Annotated in this window: 18 protein-coding genes and 2 pseudogenes; 8 read left to right on the top strand and 12 right to left on the bottom strand. The window is 68.4% G+C overall.

Features of this window, described 5'->3' with window-relative positions; all coding sequences use genetic code 11:
• Window positions 1-173 precede the first annotated feature (173 nt).
• Complete coding sequence (locus tag ABDW31_RS18275) at window positions 174-1,439, top strand: MFS transporter (RefSeq protein ID WP_343699346.1); 1,266 nt, start codon at window positions 174-176, stop codon at window positions 1,437-1,439.
• Here ABDW31_RS18275 and ABDW31_RS18270 read toward each other — a convergent pair.
• A pseudogene (locus ABDW31_RS18270) lies at window positions 1,440-1,546 on the bottom strand (hypothetical protein); the annotation flags it as partial.
• Window positions 1,545-2,024: a GNAT family N-acetyltransferase gene (locus ABDW31_RS18265; RefSeq protein WP_343699345.1), complete on the bottom strand. Its 480-nt coding sequence runs from the start codon at window positions 2,022-2,024 to the stop codon at window positions 1,545-1,547. The pseudogene ABDW31_RS18270 and the gene ABDW31_RS18265, both read right to left, overlap by 2 nt.
• Between ABDW31_RS18265 and ABDW31_RS18260 the strand changes: the two genes are divergently transcribed.
• The gene (locus tag ABDW31_RS18260; RefSeq protein WP_343699344.1) at window positions 2,014-2,349 is read left to right on the top strand and encodes a TfoX/Sxy family protein; all 336 of its coding nucleotides are present in this window, start codon (window positions 2,014-2,016) and stop codon (window positions 2,347-2,349) included. The two genes, ABDW31_RS18265 and ABDW31_RS18260, sit on opposite strands and share 11 nt — an antisense overlap.
• Here ABDW31_RS18260 and ABDW31_RS18255 read toward each other — a convergent pair.
• The 5 genes from ABDW31_RS18255 to ABDW31_RS18235 are packed head-to-tail and all read right to left on the bottom strand — an operon-like array spanning window position 2,346 to window position 6,198.
• Window positions 2,346-2,849 carry a hypothetical protein gene (locus tag ABDW31_RS18255; RefSeq protein ID WP_343699343.1) on the bottom strand — a complete coding sequence of 168 codons (504 nt, stop codon included), beginning with the start codon at window positions 2,847-2,849 and terminating at the stop codon, window positions 2,346-2,348. The two genes, ABDW31_RS18260 and ABDW31_RS18255, sit on opposite strands and share 4 nt — an antisense overlap.
• Window positions 2,849-3,814, bottom strand: coding sequence for an SDR family NAD(P)-dependent oxidoreductase (locus ABDW31_RS18250; RefSeq protein WP_343699342.1), 966 nt, complete (start codon window positions 3,812-3,814; stop codon window positions 2,849-2,851). Before ABDW31_RS18250 ends, ABDW31_RS18255 begins: the two co-directional genes overlap by 1 nt.
• Window positions 3,815-3,853: 39 nt before the next feature.
• On the bottom strand, window positions 3,854-4,624 hold the full coding sequence (locus ABDW31_RS18245; protein WP_343699341.1) for an enoyl-CoA hydratase: 771 nt from the start codon (window positions 4,622-4,624) through the stop codon (window positions 3,854-3,856).
• Window positions 4,621-5,064 (bottom strand): MarR family winged helix-turn-helix transcriptional regulator, encoded by a 444-nt coding sequence (locus ABDW31_RS18240; protein ID WP_343699340.1) that lies wholly within the window; start codon window positions 5,062-5,064, stop codon window positions 4,621-4,623. The genes ABDW31_RS18245 and ABDW31_RS18240 overlap by 4 nt, the downstream gene beginning before the upstream one ends.
• 45 nt (window positions 5,065-5,109) lie before the next feature.
• On the bottom strand, window positions 5,110-6,198 hold the full coding sequence (locus tag ABDW31_RS18235) for an MBL fold metallo-hydrolase (RefSeq protein ID WP_343699339.1): 1,089 nt from the start codon (window positions 6,196-6,198) through the stop codon (window positions 5,110-5,112).
• A gap of 153 nt (window positions 6,199-6,351) precedes the next feature.
• Here ABDW31_RS18235 and ABDW31_RS18230 point away from each other — a divergent pair, with 153 nt between their 5' ends.
• The gene (locus ABDW31_RS18230; protein ID WP_343699338.1) at window positions 6,352-7,704 is read left to right on the top strand and encodes a hypothetical protein; all 1,353 of its coding nucleotides are present in this window, start codon (window positions 6,352-6,354) and stop codon (window positions 7,702-7,704) included.
• 79 nt (window positions 7,705-7,783) lie between these two features.
• On the opposite strand, the gene ABDW31_RS18225 is transcribed toward ABDW31_RS18230, so the two are convergent.
• Complete coding sequence (locus ABDW31_RS18225) at window positions 7,784-9,322, bottom strand: acetolactate synthase large subunit (protein WP_343699337.1); 1,539 nt, start codon at window positions 9,320-9,322, stop codon at window positions 7,784-7,786.
• Between the two features lie 116 nt (window positions 9,323-9,438).
• Here ABDW31_RS18225 and ABDW31_RS18220 point away from each other — a divergent pair, with 116 nt between their 5' ends.
• Entirely contained in the window at window positions 9,439-10,080 is a 642-nt protein-coding gene (locus ABDW31_RS18220; protein ID WP_343699336.1) for a lysoplasmalogenase, read from the top strand.
• Here the strand turns inward: ABDW31_RS18220 and ABDW31_RS18215 are convergent.
• Window positions 10,067-11,851, bottom strand: coding sequence for a feruloyl-CoA synthase (locus ABDW31_RS18215; RefSeq protein WP_343699335.1), 1,785 nt, complete (start codon window positions 11,849-11,851; stop codon window positions 10,067-10,069). The genes ABDW31_RS18220 and ABDW31_RS18215 overlap by 14 nt on opposite strands.
• Window positions 11,852-11,967: 116 nt before the next feature.
• Between ABDW31_RS18215 and ABDW31_RS18210 the strand changes: the two genes are divergently transcribed.
• Window positions 11,968-12,321 carry a YciI family protein gene (locus ABDW31_RS18210; protein ID WP_343699334.1) on the top strand — a complete coding sequence of 118 codons (354 nt, stop codon included), beginning with the start codon at window positions 11,968-11,970 and terminating at the stop codon, window positions 12,319-12,321.
• The gene (locus tag ABDW31_RS18205; protein WP_343699333.1) at window positions 12,318-13,532 is read left to right on the top strand and encodes a DUF6596 domain-containing protein; all 1,215 of its coding nucleotides are present in this window, start codon (window positions 12,318-12,320) and stop codon (window positions 13,530-13,532) included. The genes ABDW31_RS18210 and ABDW31_RS18205 overlap by 4 nt, the downstream gene beginning before the upstream one ends.
• Here ABDW31_RS18205 and ABDW31_RS18200 read toward each other — a convergent pair.
• Window positions 13,529-14,863, bottom strand: coding sequence for a dihydroorotase (locus ABDW31_RS18200; protein ID WP_343699332.1), 1,335 nt, complete (start codon window positions 14,861-14,863; stop codon window positions 13,529-13,531). The two genes, ABDW31_RS18205 and ABDW31_RS18200, sit on opposite strands and share 4 nt — an antisense overlap.
• 69 nt (window positions 14,864-14,932) lie before the next feature.
• On the bottom strand, window positions 14,933-16,087 hold the full coding sequence (locus ABDW31_RS18195; RefSeq protein WP_343699331.1) for a glycosyltransferase family 9 protein: 1,155 nt from the start codon (window positions 16,085-16,087) through the stop codon (window positions 14,933-14,935).
• A gap of 110 nt (window positions 16,088-16,197) precedes the next feature.
• Here ABDW31_RS18195 and ABDW31_RS18190 point away from each other — a divergent pair, with 110 nt between their 5' ends.
• Together ABDW31_RS18190 and ABDW31_RS18185 are read left to right on the top strand one after the other, a co-directional pair.
• Complete coding sequence (locus tag ABDW31_RS18190) at window positions 16,198-16,986, top strand: folate-binding protein YgfZ (protein WP_343699330.1); 789 nt, start codon at window positions 16,198-16,200, stop codon at window positions 16,984-16,986.
• 38 nt (window positions 16,987-17,024) lie between these two features.
• Window positions 17,025-17,615: a DNA-3-methyladenine glycosylase I gene (locus ABDW31_RS18185; protein ID WP_343699329.1), complete on the top strand. Its 591-nt coding sequence runs from the start codon at window positions 17,025-17,027 to the stop codon at window positions 17,613-17,615.
• Here ABDW31_RS18185 and ABDW31_RS18180 read toward each other — a convergent pair.
• Window positions 17,612-18,921, bottom strand: a pseudogene (locus tag ABDW31_RS18180) (MFS transporter). The gene ABDW31_RS18185 and the pseudogene ABDW31_RS18180 sit on opposite strands and share 4 nt — an antisense overlap.
• Window positions 18,922-18,927: the final 6 nt, after the last annotated feature.

Raw genomic sequence — 18,927 nt, 5'->3', positions numbered from 1 at the left:
GGGGCTCCCGACGCGAAGGCGCGCGGGAGAGCTTCAGATCGTGGCGCGTTCGCGCAGGATTCGTCGCAGGCGCATGGGCCAAAAGCTCCGGATGACTGCGCGCGCTGTAGGGCCAAGCCTTTCTCAGGTCAATAACGTTGCAGCGCGACGCGTTGCCCCTATGTTGCTGGCCGATGTCAGACCCCGACCCAGCAGACGCGCCCGCTTCCGACTCCTCTAGCCGCGCCCTGTTGCGGGAACGTGACTTTCTCCTGTTCCTGGTGGCGCGGTTCTGCTCGACCCTGGGGGTGCAGATCCAGTCGGTAGCCCTGGGCTGGCAGGTCTACGCGATCGCCCGCCTGACCCACTCGGTCGGCGAGTCGGCCTTCCTGGTCAGCATGATTGGCCTGGCCCAGTTCACGCCACTGCTGCTCTTGACCCTGATCGCCGGCGAGACGGCCGACCGCCGCACGCGCAAGCGGATCATCGCCGCCAGCCTGACCCTGGACGCCATCAGCGCCGGCACGCTGCTGATGCTGGCGCTGTCGGGTTCGCACCATCTGTGGCCGATCTTCGCCATATCGGTGCTGTTCGGGGCCAGCCGCGCCTTCCTATCGCCGGCCAGCAGCGCCATGGGGCCGATGCTGGTGCCCCGCGCCCTGCTGCCCCGCGCCATCGCCTGGAACTCGCTGGCCTGGCAGGGCGGCGCCATCGCCGGACCGGCCCTTGGAGGCCTGCTGCTAATTCACTCGCCGGAGCTCGCTTTCGGCGGCTCGGTGGTTCTCTATCTGCTGGCCGCGACCCTGGCGCTTCTGGTGCGCCATTCCACCAAGCCCGAACGGCAGGACGGCTCGCGCGTCGAGCTGATCAAGGAGGGTCTGGCCTATGTCTGGAACAACAAGATCGTCTTCGGCTCGATCTCGCTGGACCTGTTCGCGGTAATCCTGGGTGGGGCCACAGCCCTGCTGCCAGTGTTCGCCAAGGATGTACTGCACATCGGCCCCGGCGGCTTTGGCCTGCTGCGCGCCTCCCCCGCGATCGGGGCCGCGCTGGTCGGCATCTACCTGGCCAGCAACCCGATCCGTCGCAACGCCGGCAAGATCATGTTCACGGGCGTCGCAGTGTTCGGCCTGGCCACCGTGGTGTTCGGCCTGTCGAAACTGCAGTGGCTGTCGGTGGGCGCCCTGGCCGTGCTGGGCGGGGCCGACATGCTGTCGGTCTATGTTCGCCAGACGCTCGTTCAGATCGTCACCCCCGACACCATGCGCGGCCGCGTCGCCGCCGTCTCGGGCGTGTTCATCAGCGCCTCCAACGAACTGGGCGAGGTCGAGAGCGGGGCCGCGGCCTGGCTGCTGGGCCCCGTTGGCGCGGCGGTGTTCGGCGGCGTCGGGGCCATGGCCGTCACAGCCCTGTGGGCCTACCTCTTCCCCGACCTGCGCAAGGCCGACCGGCTGGAATAGTGCGTCCTTCGAGGCCCGCTGCGCGGGCGCCTCAGGATGAGGAAATCAGAGAATCCCTCATCCTGAGGTGCGCGGCGAAGCCGGGCCTCGAAGGACGCAGAGCGCCTAAACCCCCGCCAGTTTCTTCAGCGCGTCACCGGTCAGGCGACGGGTGATCCACTCGTTCATCGCGGCCGCGTCCAGGCTGTCGTAGAAGGCGATCGACGGGGCGTTCCAGTCCAGCACCGACCACTCCAGCCGGCCCAGGCCCTCGACGACGCAACGCTTGGCCAGGTTGGCCAGCAGCGCCTTGCCGGCCCCTGAACCCCGCGCGGCCGGCCGCACGAACAGGTCCTCCAGATAGATCCCGTGCCGGCCCACGAAGGTCGAGTAGTTGTAGAACCAGAGCGCAAACCCCACCGGCTGGCCGTCGATTTCGGCGATGTCGGCGAAGGCGCGCGGGTTGTCGCCGAACAGGGCGGCGGCGGTGTCGGCTTCGCTCGCCTCGACCGCGTCCAGCAGCTTTTCATACTCGGCCAGATCGCGGATGAACTGGTGGATGAGGCTCGCGTCGGCGGGCGTGGCTGGACGGACATTGACGGACATGGCGGTCTCTTCGGACTATCTGGACTTCGTGGTCGAGCAGCTGGCGCCGCTGGGACGGATCACCACGCGCCGGATGTTCGGCGGCGCGGGGATCTACGCCAACGGCCTGTTCTTCGCCCTCATTGCCGATGACGTGCTCTACCTCAAGGGCGATGAGGGCCTGAAGGCAGAGTTCGAGGCGGCCGGCGCGCAGATCTTCGATCCGTTCGGCGACGGCAAGACCCTGAACTACTGGTCGGCCCCGGCCGAGGCGCTGGACGACCAGGAGATCCTGATCGACTGGTCCCGAAAGTCGCTGGAGTTCGCCGCCCGCAAGAAGCGCTAGCGCTTGCGCAAGAGCTCCAGCCCGACCACCGCGAAGCCGCCGATGAAGGCCCACTTGGCCAGGTGCGCGATGGTCCCGCCGTCCTTGACGACAAGGCCCGCCAAACCGACCACCAGCGCGGCGATCCAGAGACCGGCGGCCAACCGGAACGTCTTGGCCTTCAGCAGGTCGACCGCCCACAGCACCATGCCGATCGACCAGGCGCTGGAAGCGATCATGTACGAGGCCTCGCCGAAGATCCGGGCCTCGGACGTGCGCACCAGCATCACGCCCAGCAGGGCCAGGACGAAGCCGGTCAGCGCCAGCGCGCCCGTTGATCGCGCCGTTACGGCCCGCAGGCCCAGCATGCCGATGACCAGCAAGAGGTCGATGATCACATAGACCAGATGCGGCCAGGGCTGGCTCAGCCGCGGATAGATGACGAACGGTGCGACGACGTCGATCGCCGCCCCGGCCAGGGTCGCGACCCCGGCCAGGCGCAGGGTGGATCGGCTTTCCATCAGGCGCCTGTCACCGTCATCGAATAGTCCCACAGGCGGTCGGCCGCCTCCGGGTCCAGAGCGTGGGGCATGACGCCGACCCAAGCGTGCTCCTTGCTCCACGGGACCGCCTGGTTGCAGTCTTCCAGATAGAGCCCGCCCACACCTTCCAGTTCGTCGCCGACCGCCGCCCAGACGCTGGTCGCCGCGCCCTGCTCGGGGGTCTTGAAGCCGGCGCGGGTGTTGCCGTGCTCGTCGATCCAGCCCAGCGCCTTCTGCTCCTCGATCGGAAGGTGGCGCTGCAGCGGGGTCATGATGCCGCCCGGCATGACGGCGTTGGCGTTGACGCCCTGACCCTTGAAGCGCTTGTCGAAGCCGACCGCGAACAGGCTGTTGGCGGTCTTGGCCTGACCGTAGGCCTCCCACTTGTCGTAGTCGCGATGTTCGTAGTTGGGATCCTCGAAGGTCACGCCCGCGCGGCGGTGGCCGATCGACGACAGCGACACCAGCCGCGAGTGTTTTCCGCTGGCCTTGGCGCCGGCGACCAGGTTCGGAGCCAGCAGCACCGACAGCAGGAAGTGGCCCATGTGGTTGGTGCCGAACTGCATCTCGAAGCCGTCGGCGGTGCGCATCAGCGGACTGGCCATGACCCCGGCGTTGTTGATCAGCAAGTCGATCGGCCGCTCGCCCCAGCGGTTGGCGAAGTGGCGAACCGCCTCAAGGCTGGAGAGATCCAGCATGCCGAAGCTGACACGCTTGGAGCCGACCTCTTCGTTGATCTGGTTGGCGACCTCTTCGCCTAGGTCCGGCTTGCGGGCGGCGATGATCACTTCGGCGCCGGCGAGAGCCAGGGCCCGCGCGGTCTCGACGCCGATGCCGGTCGCCGCGCCCGTGACGATGGCTACGCGGCCCGACAAGTCATGGCCCGCGACAACCTCGCGCGCCGTCGAGATCGCCCCGAAGGGCGAGGTGATCCGTTCAGCCATGGCGATCCTCCCAGATCGTTTCTTCGTTATGCGGCGAGGCTAGCCCACCTTGGTGAAATCCGGCGGCCGGCGCTCCATGAAGGCCATGAAGGCCTCGCGGGCTTCGGCGGTCTTCAGGCGCTCGCCAAACAGCGCGCCTTCGGTGTCCATCAATTCGGCGATCTTCTCGGCGTCGCGCATCAGGCGCTTGGTGGTGGTCAGGGCGCCCAGCGGACGCGTCGCCAGGCGGTCGGCCGCCTCGCGGGCGCGGGCGCGCAGGTCGCCGGCTTCGGCCGCGCCATTGGCGATGCCCCAGGCCACCGCCGTCGCTCCATCGATCGCCTCGCCCAGCGCAAACATGGCGTAGGCGCGGGCATAGCCGATCCGAGCCGGCAGCAGCCAGCTCGAGGCGGCCTCGGGCACCAGCGCCAGGTTGACGAACGGCACGGTCAGGCGGGCGTCCGGCGTCACATAGACCAGGTCGCAGTGCAGCAGCATGGTCGTGCCCACGCCCACGGCCTGGCCGTGAACGGCGGCGACCAACGGCCGGGTGGCGTGGGCCAGGGCCTTCAGGAAGCGGCCGACGTGGCGCTCCTCGGTGAAAGCCCCTGAGCCCTGGGCGGCGAAGTCCTGCAGGTCGTTGCCGGCCGTGAAACTGTCACCCTCGGCCTGGAAGACCACGACGCGCACGGCGGGGTCCTTCTCGGCGGCCTCCAGGCTGTCGGCCAGCACCTTGTACATGGCGTTGGAGAGGGCGTTCTTCTTCTCGGGCCGCGCCAGGGTGAGGGTCATCACGCCGGCGTCGATCTCGACCTTTACGTGATCGGTCATTGCGCTTCTCCCTTGGGAAACTTGGTCTGCAGGCTGGCCAGCCAGCGGGCGACGACGGCGATCTCGTCGTCGGTGAAACCATCGGTCAGGTGGGCGTTGATGCCGTCCAGGCCGGACTTGGCGTCTCGCCGCGCGGCGCGACCCTTGTCGGTCAGGTGCAGGCGCATGGCCCGGCCGTCCCTGGGATCGGACTGGCGCTCGACCAGCTCGGCGCGGGTCATGCGGTCGATCAGGCCGGTCATCGCCGAGGGGGCCAGGTCCAAGGCATCGGCGGCCTCGCCGATCAGCACGCCGTCCTTGTCGCCGAGATAGAACAGCACGCCGGACTGGGCGGCAGTCAGCCCCCCCTTGGCCGCCATCTTGGCCTCGATCCAGCGCTGCACGCGCCGTTGACCGGCGTTGAGCAGGAAGATCAGTCGGCGATCAGTGGGCACGGACATGCCCGCCAGATTATGTTTCGCACGCGAAATGTCAAACGAGCGTTTTCAGGCGCTGTACCAGGCGACGCCGTCGTCATTGACATCGCGGCGGATCAGCCCCCGGCCGATCAGGCAGTTGAGATGCGCCAGCGCCTCGCCGGTGGCCATGCCCAGCAGGTCCGGCCCGATCGGCCGCGCGAACAGCGCCCCGAAGGTGTCGACCACCCGCTTGGGTTCGGCCAGCTTCTTTTCCAGCCGCCCCAACCCGCGCTCGTGGCCGGAGATTAGCCCTTCGATTCGGGTGTGCAGCCCTTCGAACGGATCGTTGTGGGCCGGCAGCACGACCACTTCGTCCGGCACGGTGTCCCGCACCTTGGCCAGCGACCGCAGCCAATCGCTCAACGGGTCGGCGTCGGGCTCGGTCGGGAACACCGAGACGTTGGACGAGATGCGCGGCAGCACCTGGTCGCCTGAGATCAGCAGGTTCAACTCCGGGCACCACAGGCAGGCGTGGTCAGGCGAGTGCCCCTGCCCCGTCACCACACGCCAGGTCTTGCCGCCGATCTCGAAATCGTCGCCGTCCGACAGCCGCCGATAGCTGTCGGGCAGGGCGTAGATCGCCTTGCCGAAGCCGCCGAAACGGGCCTTGTAGTTCTCTATGGCGTCCTCGTCCCAGCCGGCGGCGTGGAAGAACTTCACACCGTCCTCGGGCGCCTCGCGGCCAGTGTCGGCCACGAGCATCCGGCACTGGAAGTATTCCAGCCGGGTCATCCACAGGCGGCAATCGAACTTGCGGGTCATCCAGCCGGCCAGGCCGATATGGTCGGGATGCAGGTGGGTGACGATCACCCGGGTGATCGGTTTGCCGCCCAGCGCTCCGGCGAAGGCGTCGCGCCAGGCCTGGCTGGTCTCGCGGGTCTGCAGGCCGGTGTCGACCACCGCCCAGCCCTCGCCGTCCTGGATCGCCCAGACATTGATGAACTGCAGCGAGCCGCCCAGCGGCATCCGCAGCCACAGGACGCCCGGCGCGACCTCGACGGCCTCGCCCGTCCCGACCTCCGGCGCGGTCTCGAACGGATAGATCAGGCGTCCGACCTTCTTCGGGGCCTCGACCGCCGCCCCGGCCTCTGCTTCGTCTTCGAACCCGTCCCGCATCGTGTTTCCTTCCCCGGCCTTGCTCGTAAGGCAAAGCTTCTACCGACCCATTTTTTGCCCGCAGGCGCGGTCATCATCGCGCCTATGTCGGACGGTATCTTGACCCCCGATGCAAGCACGCGCTTATGTCCGCGCGAGGAATCCACCCAGGAGATGTTTCCCATGAAGCGTTTCGCGATCGGCCTGTCGGCCGCCCTCGCGGTCGCCGTTCTCATTCCGGCCGTCGTCATTTCGGCGCCGAAAGAAGAGAAGGGCAAGCCCGCTGCCGTCGACGCCAAGTCGCGCGAAGCGGGCATGAAGGAAGCCCCGGCCCTTATCCAGGCCGCTGGCATCGCCTGCACCGTCTCTGACGCCCGTTTCATCGGCGAGGACAAGAAGGCGGCCACCAAGTACTACGAAGTCGCCTGTAACGAAGGCATGGGCTTCGCGGTCCTGGCCAAGAAGGACGCCCCCGTCCAGACCTACACCTGCCTGGAATCGAGCGCCCCGCAAGCCGACGGCAAGGCCGGCGGTCTCGCCTGCGTTCTGCCCGGCAACGCCAATCCCGGCGCCGCCCTGCAAGCCTACGCCACCAAGGCCGGCGTCAACTGTGAAGTCGAGAACAGCCGCGCCATTGGCTCGTCGGCCAAGAACTCGTTCTTCGAAGTCGCCTGTAAGGGCGGCTCGGGCTACGTCATCCAGACGGCCAACCCGCTCAGCCTGAGCGGCGAGATCATCGCCAACAGCTGCCTGCTCTATGACGAAGGCGGCAACGTCAACTGCAAGCTGACCAACCGCGAAACGCAGCTGAACGTCGTCAACACGCTGAACACCTCCGCGGCCAACAACTGCGCCGTCAAGGACAAGCGCTACGTCCTCAGCACCAAGACCGACAACTACTACGAGGTCTCGTGCCAGGACGGTAAGGGCTACATGTACCAGCAGACCGCCGCCACCGGTGCGTTCGCCAAGGCCATTCCGTGCGCCCAAGCCGGCTTCGTCGGCGGCGGCTGCACCATGACCGACGCTGTGGCCGCCCAAACCGAACAGGCCGGCTTCTACGGCAAGCTCGCCACCAAGGCTGGCTTCCCGTGCGACGTCGAAAAGTACGGCATGCTGCCCAGCCAGGATCCGAAGAAGGAAGTCGTCGAGCTGAAGTGCAAGAACAGCGACGTCGGCGCCATCGCCATCTTCACGGCGAATGACGGCCAGGTGTTCGACTGCATCACCTCGGAGCTGAACGGCTACCGCTGCACCTTCACCAAGAAGGACAGCCAGTACGCCCGTCTGTCGGCCGACCTGGTCAAGTTCAACAAGGGTTCGTGCAAGGTCTCGGACGCCCGCATCATCGGCTCGACCGACAAGGAAGGCTTCGTCGAAGTCGCCTGCTCGGACGGTCTGCCGGGCTGGGTGCTGGCCTATCCGCTGAACGTCGCCAAGCCGGCCTCGTCGCAGTTCCTGTCCTGCGTGCAGGCCAAGGGCATCGGCGGTGGCTGCAAGCTGCCGACCAACGCGACCAAGAGCTGATCTGATCAGAGCTTGAAATGACGAGGCCCGCCGGGAGCGATCCCGGCGGGCCTTTTCTTTTGCCCGAAGGCCTCGAGCGCTAGAGCGCCGCCTCGATCAGGCGCGGGCCGGGGGCGGCCATGGCGCGGGCGAAGGCGTCCTCGAAGGCCTCGGCGGTTTCGGCCCGCTCGGCGGCCATACCCATGCCGGTGGCCACCGCGACCCAGTCGATACGCGGATCGCCCAGGTCCAGCAGCTTCGAGGCCGCGGGACCCGGATTGCCGGCCCCCGTGCGGCCCAGTTCGATGCCCAGGATGCGATAGGCGTGGTTGGCGAACACCACGACCGTGACGTCCAGCTGCTCGCGGACCAGGGTCCAGAGACCCTGCACCGTGTACATCCCCGCCCCGTCGCCGGTCAGGGCCAGCACCTTTCGGTCGGGACAGGCCACGGCCGCGCCGATCGCCGCCGGGATCCCCTGTCCGATGGCGCCGCCGGTCAGGGACAGCCAGTCGTGGGCGCGGGCGGCGCGGGTCTGGGTGAAGATCGGCAGGCCGGCGGTCACCGCGTCGTCCGAGACCACGGTGTCGATCGGCATGTGCCGGGCGATCGACGCGCCGATGGCCCAGGCGTCCAGTCTGCCGGCAGGGGCGTCGATCGGGGCGTAGGTCTCGACTGGTCCGGCCGCCGGCGCGCCGACCGCATCGGCCAGGGCGATCAGGGCGGCCTCGGCGTCGATCTCACGGCCGCACAGGGTCTCGACCGAGCAGCCTTCGGGCACGAGCACGCTGGGCCGGTCGGGATAGGCGAAGAAGGCGACCGGACGCTGGGTCGAGACCAGCACCATCAGGTCGACGCCCTCCAGATCCTGCAGGGCCAGTTCGGCGAAATAGGGCAGCTTGTCGGGGCGGAAGCGTCCCTCGCCCCGCGCCTGGCGTGAGGTGAAGGTGTCGGTCAGGACGCGCACGCCGTGGGCCGACAGCCGCCCCGCCGCGGCTAGGGCCGCCTCGCCACATGCGCCCGAACCCAGCAGCAGCACCGGCTTCTTGGCGAAGGACAGGGCCTTGGCGACGGCCTCCACGGCCGCCGCATCGGGCTGGGCGAAGGCCGGCGGCGTGACCACCGGGCCCTTCACCGTCGCCTCGTTCCAGGCGCTGTCGGCCGGCAGGATCAGGCTGGCGTTGCCGCCCGGCGCGCCATAGCTGGCGACGATGGCCTCGGCGGCCAGCGGTCCGACGCTGTCGGCGCTCTCGGCCGACTTGACCCACAACGAGTTAGGCGCGGCCAGAGCGGCGATGTCGCTGTTCAGCGGCGCGTCGAAGCCGCGGTGATAGGTGGCGTGATCGCCGATGACATTGACCACGGGCGTGAAGGCGCGGCGGGCGTTGTGCAGGTTAGCCGCGCCGTTGGCGTAGCCGGGCCCCAGGTGCAGCAGGGTGCAGGCGGGCTTTCCAGCCATCCGCCCGTAGCCATCGGCGGCGCCGGTCGCCACGCCCTCGAACAGGCACAGCACCGAGCGCATGCGCGGCTCGCGATCCAAGGCCGAGACGAACTGCATCTCGCTGGTGCCGGGATTGGCGAAGCAGGCGGTGACCCCGTTGTCGGCCAGGGTGGTGACCAAGGCGTCCGCGCCGTTCATGCTGTCCTCCGTTTTGTTATGTCCTTTGTCTCCGACATTTCGACGCCCCCCTCAACACGATTGCATCCACAGCAAAGCTCGTCGCAATCTCGAGAAAAAATTGGGGGAAACGGTTCATGCAAGGAGTGAGCGCGGTCGCGCGCTGGACGCTTGTCGCGTCGGTGGTCGCCGGTGTCAGCTACGTGGCGACCTGGACGGCGGACCTGCCCCAAGCCGTCGAGACGGCGTGGAAAGGTGCGGGCGTGGGGCTGCTGGCGGTCCATGCGGCGCTGCGGGCCAGAGACCTCGACGGCTGGCTGCTGGTTGCGGTCATGGCGCTGGGCGCGGGCGGCGACGTCCTGCTGCAGACCCACGGCCTGACGGTTGGAGCGGTGTCGTTCCTGCTGGGCCATCTGGTGGCCACGGGTCTCTATCTGCGGCAACGCGGGACGGGCACGCGGCTGCAGCTGCTGCTGATCCCGGTGGTGACGATCGCGTCGTACCTGCTGCCCGCCGACCGCGCCGCCGCGCCCAGTGTCGCCCTATACGGCCTGATCCTGGCGGTGATGGCGGCAACGGCGTTGATGAGCTGCTATGCCCGCAACTGGGTGGGACTAGGAGCGCTGATGTTCGTGGTCTCCGACCTCCTGATCTTCGCGCGGCTGGGCTCATTGCCCGACACCTTCGCGACCGGCCTGGCGGTCTGGGGCCTCTACTATTTCGGCCAGCTGCTGATCTGCCTGGGCGTGGCGCGGGGTCCCGAGCCTAGAACCGCATGACCCCGGCGTCCGGGTTCTCGGCGAACAGGCGCGCCAGCTCGGCCGGACGCCGGTCGCGAGCCAGGGCCTGGTTGATATAGCCCTTGTCGGTCAGCTCACCGCTGGCTGCATCAGGCGCGCCGTCCAGGATCAAGGCCCGCAGCACCTTTCCGCCGCCGCCCTTGGCCGCCGCGTTCAGGCGTGACAGGCCCTCGGCGATCGCCGTCGTGACGGCTGCCTGGTCACCCAATCGCTCGCAGGCCTTGGCGTCCAGGAACAGCATCAGCCCGACCCCGTCCTGCCCCTCGCCGCAGACCACCGCGTCCGAGACCACGCCGCCGATCGCCGACACCGCCGCCACCCGCAGCGCCCCGGCCGCCACGAACGTCCCGCTGGCCAGCTTGAAGTTCTCCACCAGCCGTCCGTCGAAGACCAAACCCGCCGACGGATCCTCCGGATCGGCCAGCCGCGCGGCGTCCCCCAGCCGGTAGAAGCCGTCCTCGTCGAAGGCCTGGGCGGTCGCCTCGGGCTGGTCCAGATAGCCGGGCGAGACCTGCGGGCCCTTGACCCGGATCTCGAACTTGCCGCCCTCGCCGGCCGGGACCAGCTTCACCGCCGTGCCCGGGGTCGGCAGGCCGACCATGCCCGAGCGGGCGTTCAGCCAGTGGATGTTGCAGGCCGTCGGCCCGGTCTCGGTCGCGCCGTAGCCGGCCGCGAAGGTGATCCGTTCGCCGACCGTGCGCACCGCCACCGCCTGGACGCGGTCCAGGATCGACTGGGCCATGGACGCGCCGCCGTACTGCAGCACCCGCACCTTTTCGAAGAACCTGGCCGCCAGGGCCGCGTCGCGCTCCAGCTCGCCGACCAGCAGGCCCCAGCCGGCCGGGACCATGTTGTGATAGGTCGTGGCGACCTCGCGCAGATTGCGGACGGTCTCGGCGAACTTGCCAGCCAGCGGCTGGCCAGCATCGATGTACAGCGTCCCGCCCCGGTGCAGCACCATGTGCAGGATGGCGTTGGCCCCCAGGCTGTGGCTCCAGGGCGCGGAATTGACCAGCACCGGCGGATCGGGATCGGCGTAGCAGCCCTGGATCTGGCAGGCGTTGAGCGCGATGTTCGAATGAGTGCAGATGACGAGCTTTGGCCGCCCCGTCGAGCCAGATGTTAGCAGTTGTTTGGCGACATCATCGGGCTCAGCGACCGCGGGAGAGGGTGTTGAGAACAGCAACTGACCAAACGAAATATCGCTAGGTCGGGGATTGCGGCTCGCGACGACGGAAATCCCCTCGAGAAACAGCGCCGCCAACGCTTCGGCAAAGTCCTCGGCGTCATCCACATAAATGAGTGATGGTCGAAGATGCTCAACTACGGCCTCAAGTCGCGATAGGTTTGCGCCTTTCAAACCATATTGCGGCGAGACAGGCGTAATCGGCGCGCCGATACTCATCGCCGCATACGAGATCAGAGCGTGGTCGATGCCATTGCGCGCTAAGATCAATAGCGGCTGGCCCAGCATAAGCCCCTGCTCATATAGACCAGTAGCCAACGCCCCGACCTGCTTGGCAGCCATCTCGTAGGTCACCGTCCGCCAGCCCTCGCCGTCGCGCTCGGCCAGCCAGACGCGATCCGGCGCTTCGACGGCCCAGCGCGCCAGCGGGGCCGTGGTCGTGCGCATGTCGGCGACATACGGCATCGGATTGCGCAGGATCAGCGCGTCGTCCCGGCGTTCGACCTCCAAAGCGCGCGGGGCGTAACGGGCGTCACGAAACGGGGCGTCGACGGATGCGTTCATGCCCGACTATCCCGTTTCAGATCACGCCGTTCAATCGGGCCTCGACTTTTTTCCGAGAGCCTGTCGAATCCGGGCCGGCTCGCGCGTCTCTCCTGTCGAAACGCCGCGAAGGAGACGTGACCGTGCAATACATGCTGCTGATCTACGAAGACGAGAGCCTCTATCAGGACGACAGCCCCGATCTGGAGGCCATCATCGCCGCCCATCAGGCCCTGGCCGGCGAGCTGGCCGAGCAGGGGATCCTGCGCGGCGGCGAAGGCCTGAAGACCACCGACACCGCCACCACCGTGCGCAAGACGCCCGAGGGCCACGCCCTGCACGATGGCCCCTATGCCGAGGCCCGCGAGCAGCTGGGCGGCTTCTACATCGTCGACGCTCCTGACCTGGACGCGGCCCTGGCCATCGCCCGGCGGATCCCACTGCTACGCGATGGCGCTGTCGAGGTCCGCCCCGTGATGGAGATGGATTGAGCGCCTTAGACCAGACCGCGCGGGAGGCCGGGGGGCGGATCATCGCCGCCCTGGCCGCGACCTTCCGCGACCTGGACCTGGCCGAGGAGGCCTATGCCGAGGCCTGCGCGCGGGCCGCCGCCGTCTGGCCGGCGGCTCTGCCATTGGACCCGCCCGCCTGGCTCTACGCCACTGCGCGGCGGCATGCGGTCGACATGATCCGTAGACGGAGCATCGGGCAAAAACTGACGCCCGATGCGCCTGAACCCGAGCCTTCGGCCGAGGACATCCTGGCCTCGGACGCCCGCCTGATCCCGGACGAGCGGCTGCGGCTGATCTTCGTCTGCTGCCACCCCGCCGTCGCGCCCGAGGCCCGCGCGGCCCTTACCCTACGACTGGTCTGCGGCCTGTCGGTGCAGGAGATCGCCCGCGCCTTCCTGGTCGCCGAGCCGGCCATGTTCCAGCGGCTGACCCGCGCCAAGAAGAAGATCGCCCAGGCCGGGGTATCGTTCGAGGTCCCCGGTCCCGAGGCCTGGCCCGAACGTCTGACCGCGGTGCTGTCGACCCTCGATGTGGCCTATGCCCGCGCCCACGAGGACGCCGCCGGGGCCGGGCCGCACGCCGGCTATGGCCGCGAGATGCTGGAGCTGACGGCCGTGCTGGCCGACCTTCTGCCCACCGAGCCGGAATGCCTGGCCTTCGCTGCCCTAGTGCGTTTCGCCGAGGCCCGCCGACCGGCGCGGCTGGACGCCGACGGCGCGATGGTCCCGCTGTCGGAGCAGGACCCCATTCGGTGGAACAAGCCGCTGATCCGCGAGGGAGAGGCACTGCTGCGCCAAGCCGCACGACTGAACCGCTCGGGTCCGCGCCAATTGCGCGCGGCCTTGCATGGCGTGTGGTGTGTGCGCCGGTCGCTGGCCGAGCCGCCGCCCTGGTCGGCGGCCCTGGCGCTGTACGATCTGCTGCTGGCCTTGCGCGAGGACCCGTTCGTGCGGATCAATCGCGCCGTGGTGCTCTCGGAAGTCGCCGGCCCCGCCGCGGCCCTGGCCGAGATCGAGGCGCTGGATGTCGCGCGGCTGGCCGATTTCCAGCCGTTCCACGCGGTGCGCGCCGACCTCCTGGCGCGTCTGGGACGGCGCGAGGAGGCGCTTTTGGCCTATGACCGCGCCGTGGATCTGGTGCCCGGACCGGCTGAGCGCCTTTGGTTGATCCGTAGACGGAGTGAAATTTAGCGCACGAGCGTTTCCAGGAAGCGCACCGGCTCGCCACGGCCCTCGGCGATGATCTCGTCGTCGCGCATGACCACGATGCCGCGCACGATGGTCGCTACCGGCCAGGCCTTGGCCTCGAAACCGTCGAACGGGGTCCAGCCGGCGCGATTGGCCATCTGCTCGTGGGTGATGACCTTGCGGGCCTTCATGTCGACGATGGTGAAGTCGGCGTCGAAGCCCTCGGCGATACGACCCTTGTCGGCCAGGCCGAACACGCGGTTCACGCCATGGCTGGTCAGGTCGACGAAGCGCTCCAGGCTCAGCTTGCCGTCCACCACGTGGGTCAGCATCACCGGCACCAGGGTCTGGACGCCCGGCATGCCCGACGGCGAGGCCGGATAGGGCCGGGCCTTCTCCTCGCGAGTGTGCGGGGCGTGGTCACTGCCCAACACGTCGGCGATGCCGGCCTCGATGCCGCGCCAGACGCCGGCCACGTGGTCGGCGGTGCGGATCGGCGGGTTCATCTGGGCAAAGCCCTTCAGGCGCTCATAGGCCTCGGGCGCGACCAGGGTCAGGTGCTGGGGCGTGACCTCGACCGAGGCGACGTCCTTGTTCATGGCCAGGAAGTCGATCTCTTCCTTGGTCGTGACGTGCAGCACGTGGATGCGCTTGCCCAGGGCCTTGGCGATGCGGACCAGGCGGTGGGTCGATTGCAGGGCGGCCTGGGCGTCGCGCACCTCGGGGTGGCTGGTCCAGTCGCCGGGACGGGCCAGGTGGCGGCGGTCGGCCAGGCGGTATTCGTCTTCCGAGTGGAAGGCCGCGCGGCGGTTGACGTGGCGCAGCACGTTCTCGACGCCCTCGTCGTCCTGCACCAGCAGGGTGCCGGTCGAGGCGCCCATGAACACCTTGATGCCGCAGCAGCCCGGCAGGCGCTCCAGCTCGCCTAGGAACTGGGCGTTCTCATGCGTGCCGCCGACATAGAAGGCGTGGTCGGTGTGCATGCGGTTCTTGGCGCGCGAGAGCTTGTCGGCCAAGGCGTCCGGATCGGTCGTCGTCGGCTCGGTGTTGGGCATCTCGAAGACGGCGACCACGCCGCCCAGGGCTGCGCCACGCGACCCGCTTTCCAGGTCTTCCTTCCACTCCAGGCCCGGCTCGCGGAAGTGGACCTGGCTGTCGATCACGCCCGGAAGGACGGTCAGGCCGGAGGCGTCGAAGATCTCGCCGGACGAGGCTTGGGAAAGGTCACCGATCGCGACGATCTTGCCATTGCGGACGCCAATGTCGGCAAGGCCCCGGCCCGCGTGGTTCACCACCTCGCCGCCACGCACGATCAGGTCGAAGGTCTGGGTCATGGGACAGCTCCTGCGGTGAGTTCTGCGCGGTCGTAGGAGTCCTGCTTCCGCCCCGCAAGCCTTATCCGCTCATCCCTGCGAGGCGGGGCGTTCCTCGGCCAGCGCTTCTTCGACCGCCTCTTCCTGGGCGGAAGGCTCTTCCACCACCAAGACGTGTTCCGGCGCGATGTCCTCGGCCGGCGGCGCGGCTTCGACACCGGCCTCCTCCTCGGCGATCGCGGCCTCGACCACCGCGGCCTGGGCCGAGACGTCGGCGGGTGCGGTGCGAGCCAGCAGGGCCTTGGCTTCACGGACCACCTGGGCCACCGGCAGGTCGCTCATGTGGCGGATGGCCTGGGAGAGATCCGGGTCGACGGCCAGGAACTGCTCGAAGCCGCGCGGGCCGCGAATGGCCTGGGCGTGCTCGCCCCACGGGGCATAGCGGCGCTCGTCCGAAGGCCCGAATAGGCCCAGGGTCGGCGTCCCGGCGGCGGCGCTGATGTGCATCAGGCCCGAGTCGTTGCCGATGAACATTCGCGCCCGCCGCAGGCAGGCATAGGCGGTCAAGAGATCCACCTTGCCGGTCAGGTCGATGCAGCGGCCGCGCGCGGTGGCCATGCGCAGCTCCTCGACCATGCGCTGGTCTTCCGGACCACCCAGGATCAGCAGCCGCCCGCCGGCCATGGGGCCGTCCTTGTCCAGCAACTGGGCGGCGGTCTGGATGAAGCGCTCGATCGGCCAGACCTTGCCGATCCAGTTCGAGGCCGGCCCCATGGCCAGGATTGGACCGCCGTCGCCCAGCAGGCCGTCGGCCAGGGCTTGGACCTCGTCGTTGATGTAGAGATGCGGGGCCGGCGGGTCGCCTTCCAGCTTCAGGGTGCGGGCCGCGTCGATGACCTTGTGCACCGGCTCGCCGGCGGTCTTCTTCCAGATCGCCCGCTTCTCGCGGCGCAGGAAGAGGGCCGTGCCCGAGCCGCGCAGGTCGACGACCAGGCCCCACTTCTTGTGGCGCACCTGGTTCCAGAGCTTGAACCAGTGGCCCTTGCCCTTGCCCTTCTCCATGACGATCACGCGGTCCAGGCCCGGCACATGGGCGAACAGCGGCGCGGCCAGGGGGCCGGCGACGATGCTGAAGCGCGCGTTGGGGATTTGGTCGGCCAGCATCTTAATCAGGCCGGACGACAGCACCGCATCGCCGATGCGGGTGGCCGTGATGAAGAGAATCGGGAAGGCCCGCTGTGTCATCGGTCCATCTATAGATGCGTCTGTGAGTCGACGCATCCCACGTTAACAGTTGAGCTTTCGGTCTTTTTCAGGACTGGCGGAGGTGCGCTCTCGGCGCCACATGTGCGGACATGAGCACGCTTACCGTCGCCCCCCTCGCCTCCCGCGCCGTCATCGCCGTATCCGGACCGGACTGGAAGAGCTTCCTGCAGGGCCTGCTGACCCAGGATGTCGAGGCCATCCAGCCTGGCGAACTGCGCTTCGCGGCGCTGCTGACCCCGCAGGGCAAGGTGCTGTACGACCTGTTCGTGGCGGCGACGGAAGACGGCGGCGCCCTGCTGGACGTGGCGGCCGAGCATCGGGCCGCGATCCTGACCCGGCTGATCATGTACCGCCTGCGGGCCAAGGCGACGCTGGAAGCCAGTGACCTGCCGGTGTTCGCGATCTGGGGCGGTGAAGCCTCAGGCGACTATGTCGACCCGCGCCTGCCGGGCCTGGGCGCGCGGGCCTATGGCGAGCGCGAGGCCAATGCCGACGAAGAGGCCTATGAGGCCCATCGCCTGGCCCTGAGCGCCCCGGGCCCCGCCGACTGGGGTAGCGAGGCGACCTATCCGATCGAGGCCAATTTCGACCTCTTAGCCGGAATCGACTTCAAGAAGGGCTGCTTTGTCGGCCAGGAAACCACCAGCCGGATGAAGCGGCGCGGCACGATCAAGAACCGCATGCTGCCGATCACCTTTGAGGGCCCCGCCCCGGCCTTCGGGACCGAGGTATTGGCCGGCAACCTGCGGGCCGGCGAGGTGCTGAGCGGCCGCGACGGCCGGGCCATGGCCATCCTGCGCCTGGACCGCATCGAGGGCGCGGACCTGACCGCCGACGGCCGTCCGGTGACGGTCGAGCGTCCGGCTTGGCTTGCCTAGGGGCTTTCGTTCTCGAAAAGTTCTGGTAGCGTCGCCGCATGACCGAGCACGCGCGCTGCACCTGGAAGGGCATGAACGGGGACCCGTTCTACGAGGCCTATCACGACCACGAGTGGGGCGTGCCCGAGTGGGACAGCCGCGCCCTGTGGGAGAAGCTGGTGTTGGACGGCTTCCAGGCCGGGCTGTCGTGGATCACCATCCTGCGCAAGCGCGAGGGCTTCCGCGCGGCCTTCGCCGGCTTCGATCCGGAGAAGGTGGCGCGCTTCGACGAGACCGACCGCGCCCGGCTGATGGCCGACGCCGGCATCATCCGCTCTAACGCCAAGATCGACGCGGCCATCTCGGGCGCGCGGATCTATTTGGACATGCGCGAGCGGGGCGAGGACTTCGGGACCTTCCTGTGGGACATGGTCGGCGGCGCGCCGATCCAGAATGAATGGCGCGCGGGTGAGGTCCCGACCCAGACTCCGCTGGCCGTCGACATGGCCAAGGCTCTGAAGGCCAAGGGCTTCAAGTTCTGCGGTCCGGTGATCACCTATGCGTTCATGGAAGCCACGGGCCTGGTCAACGACCACCTGACCACCTGCTTCCGCCACGCAGAATGCAAGGCGATGGCCAAGCGGGTCTAGGCCGCCGCGCCCTTCGCATAGGTCGCCGACAGCCGCTTGTAGGCCCGCGAGTTGAAGGCCAGCACGGTGGCGACCACGCCGACCACCCCGGCCAGGGTGAAGACCAGGGCGATGCCCCGGTCGGCGCCGCGTCCGAACCAGTCGCCGATCGCTGCCGCGCCGGCGCCGTGGGTCATGAACGGAATGACCACGAACTGGGTCAGCGGGCCGATCAGGAAGCTGTCAGCGGCGAGGCCGCCTGCTCTACCGACTGGGCAAAGCCGAAGACGCGGCCCTGGCGCTCCAGCGGCACCACCTTCTGCAGGGTGGTCTGCTCGGCGGCCTCGGCGACGGGGCCCAGCAGCATCCAGACGAAGCAGCCGGCCGCCAGCAGCACGATCGACGCCTTCAGGGTGAAGACGCAGCACACCGCCCAGGTGATCAGATTGACCAGTAGCAGGGTGCGCAAGGGGCTGGCCCCAAGGCCCACGCGGCTGACGACGATGCCGCTGAGGATGAAGGCCACCGACAGCACGCCGAACAGCAGGCCCCAGACCTGCACCGACACCAGCGACAGGCCATAGGCGTCCAGCAGCGCCATGAAGATCCCGCCCAGGAAGTTGTTGAAGGTCGCGAAGAAGATCAGGGCGAACAGGCCCGGCACAGCGGCGATCACCCGGATGGTGCCGCGCAGGTCGACCTTGCGCGGCTCGGCCGGCGCGTCGTCGGCCGGCTGGGCGCGGGGTTCGTCGATCCGGATGGTCAGCAGATGGGCCAGCGCCGCCAGGGTGAAGGCCAGGGCGAAGACCAGCACGTAGGTCATGCCGCCCCAGGCCACCAGCAGGCCGCTGATCACCGAGGTCGTGAGAAAGCCGATGCCCGACACCATGCCGACCAGGCCGTTGGCCTTGTCGCGCTCTTCCTCGGGAATGAGGATGGTCACCAGCGTCGGCAGGGCGATGCCGCGGACATTGCCGGCGATGACGCCCAGCATGGTCAGGCCGATCAACCCCCACAGCCACGGCGCGCCGACATCGGCCATCGCCCCCTTGGGGGCCAAGAGCAGCAGGATCAGGGCCGGCAGGTAGAAGGCCAGAGACGCCACGCTGGACCCGGCCATGGCCACGGTCTTGCGGTGATGGTCCACTAGGCTGCCGAACCAAAAGCCCGAGACGGCGGTCAGCACCAGATAGACGCCGGCGATCATGCCGGTGGCGAACACCGAACGGGTCTCCAAATAGACGTAGAAGGTCAGGGCGAACCAGACCGTGAAATTGGTGATGTTGGCGACCAGGTTGTTGACCAGCAGCTGGTGAAACGGGGTCACGACGGC

Source organism: Caulobacter sp., from assembly GCF_039596335.1.
In the GTDB taxonomy this organism is placed as follows: Bacteria; Pseudomonadota; Alphaproteobacteria; order Caulobacterales; family Caulobacteraceae; genus Caulobacter.
Note: the sequence above shows the minus strand (reverse complement) of the source record. Positions and strands in the feature narration are given on the sequence as shown.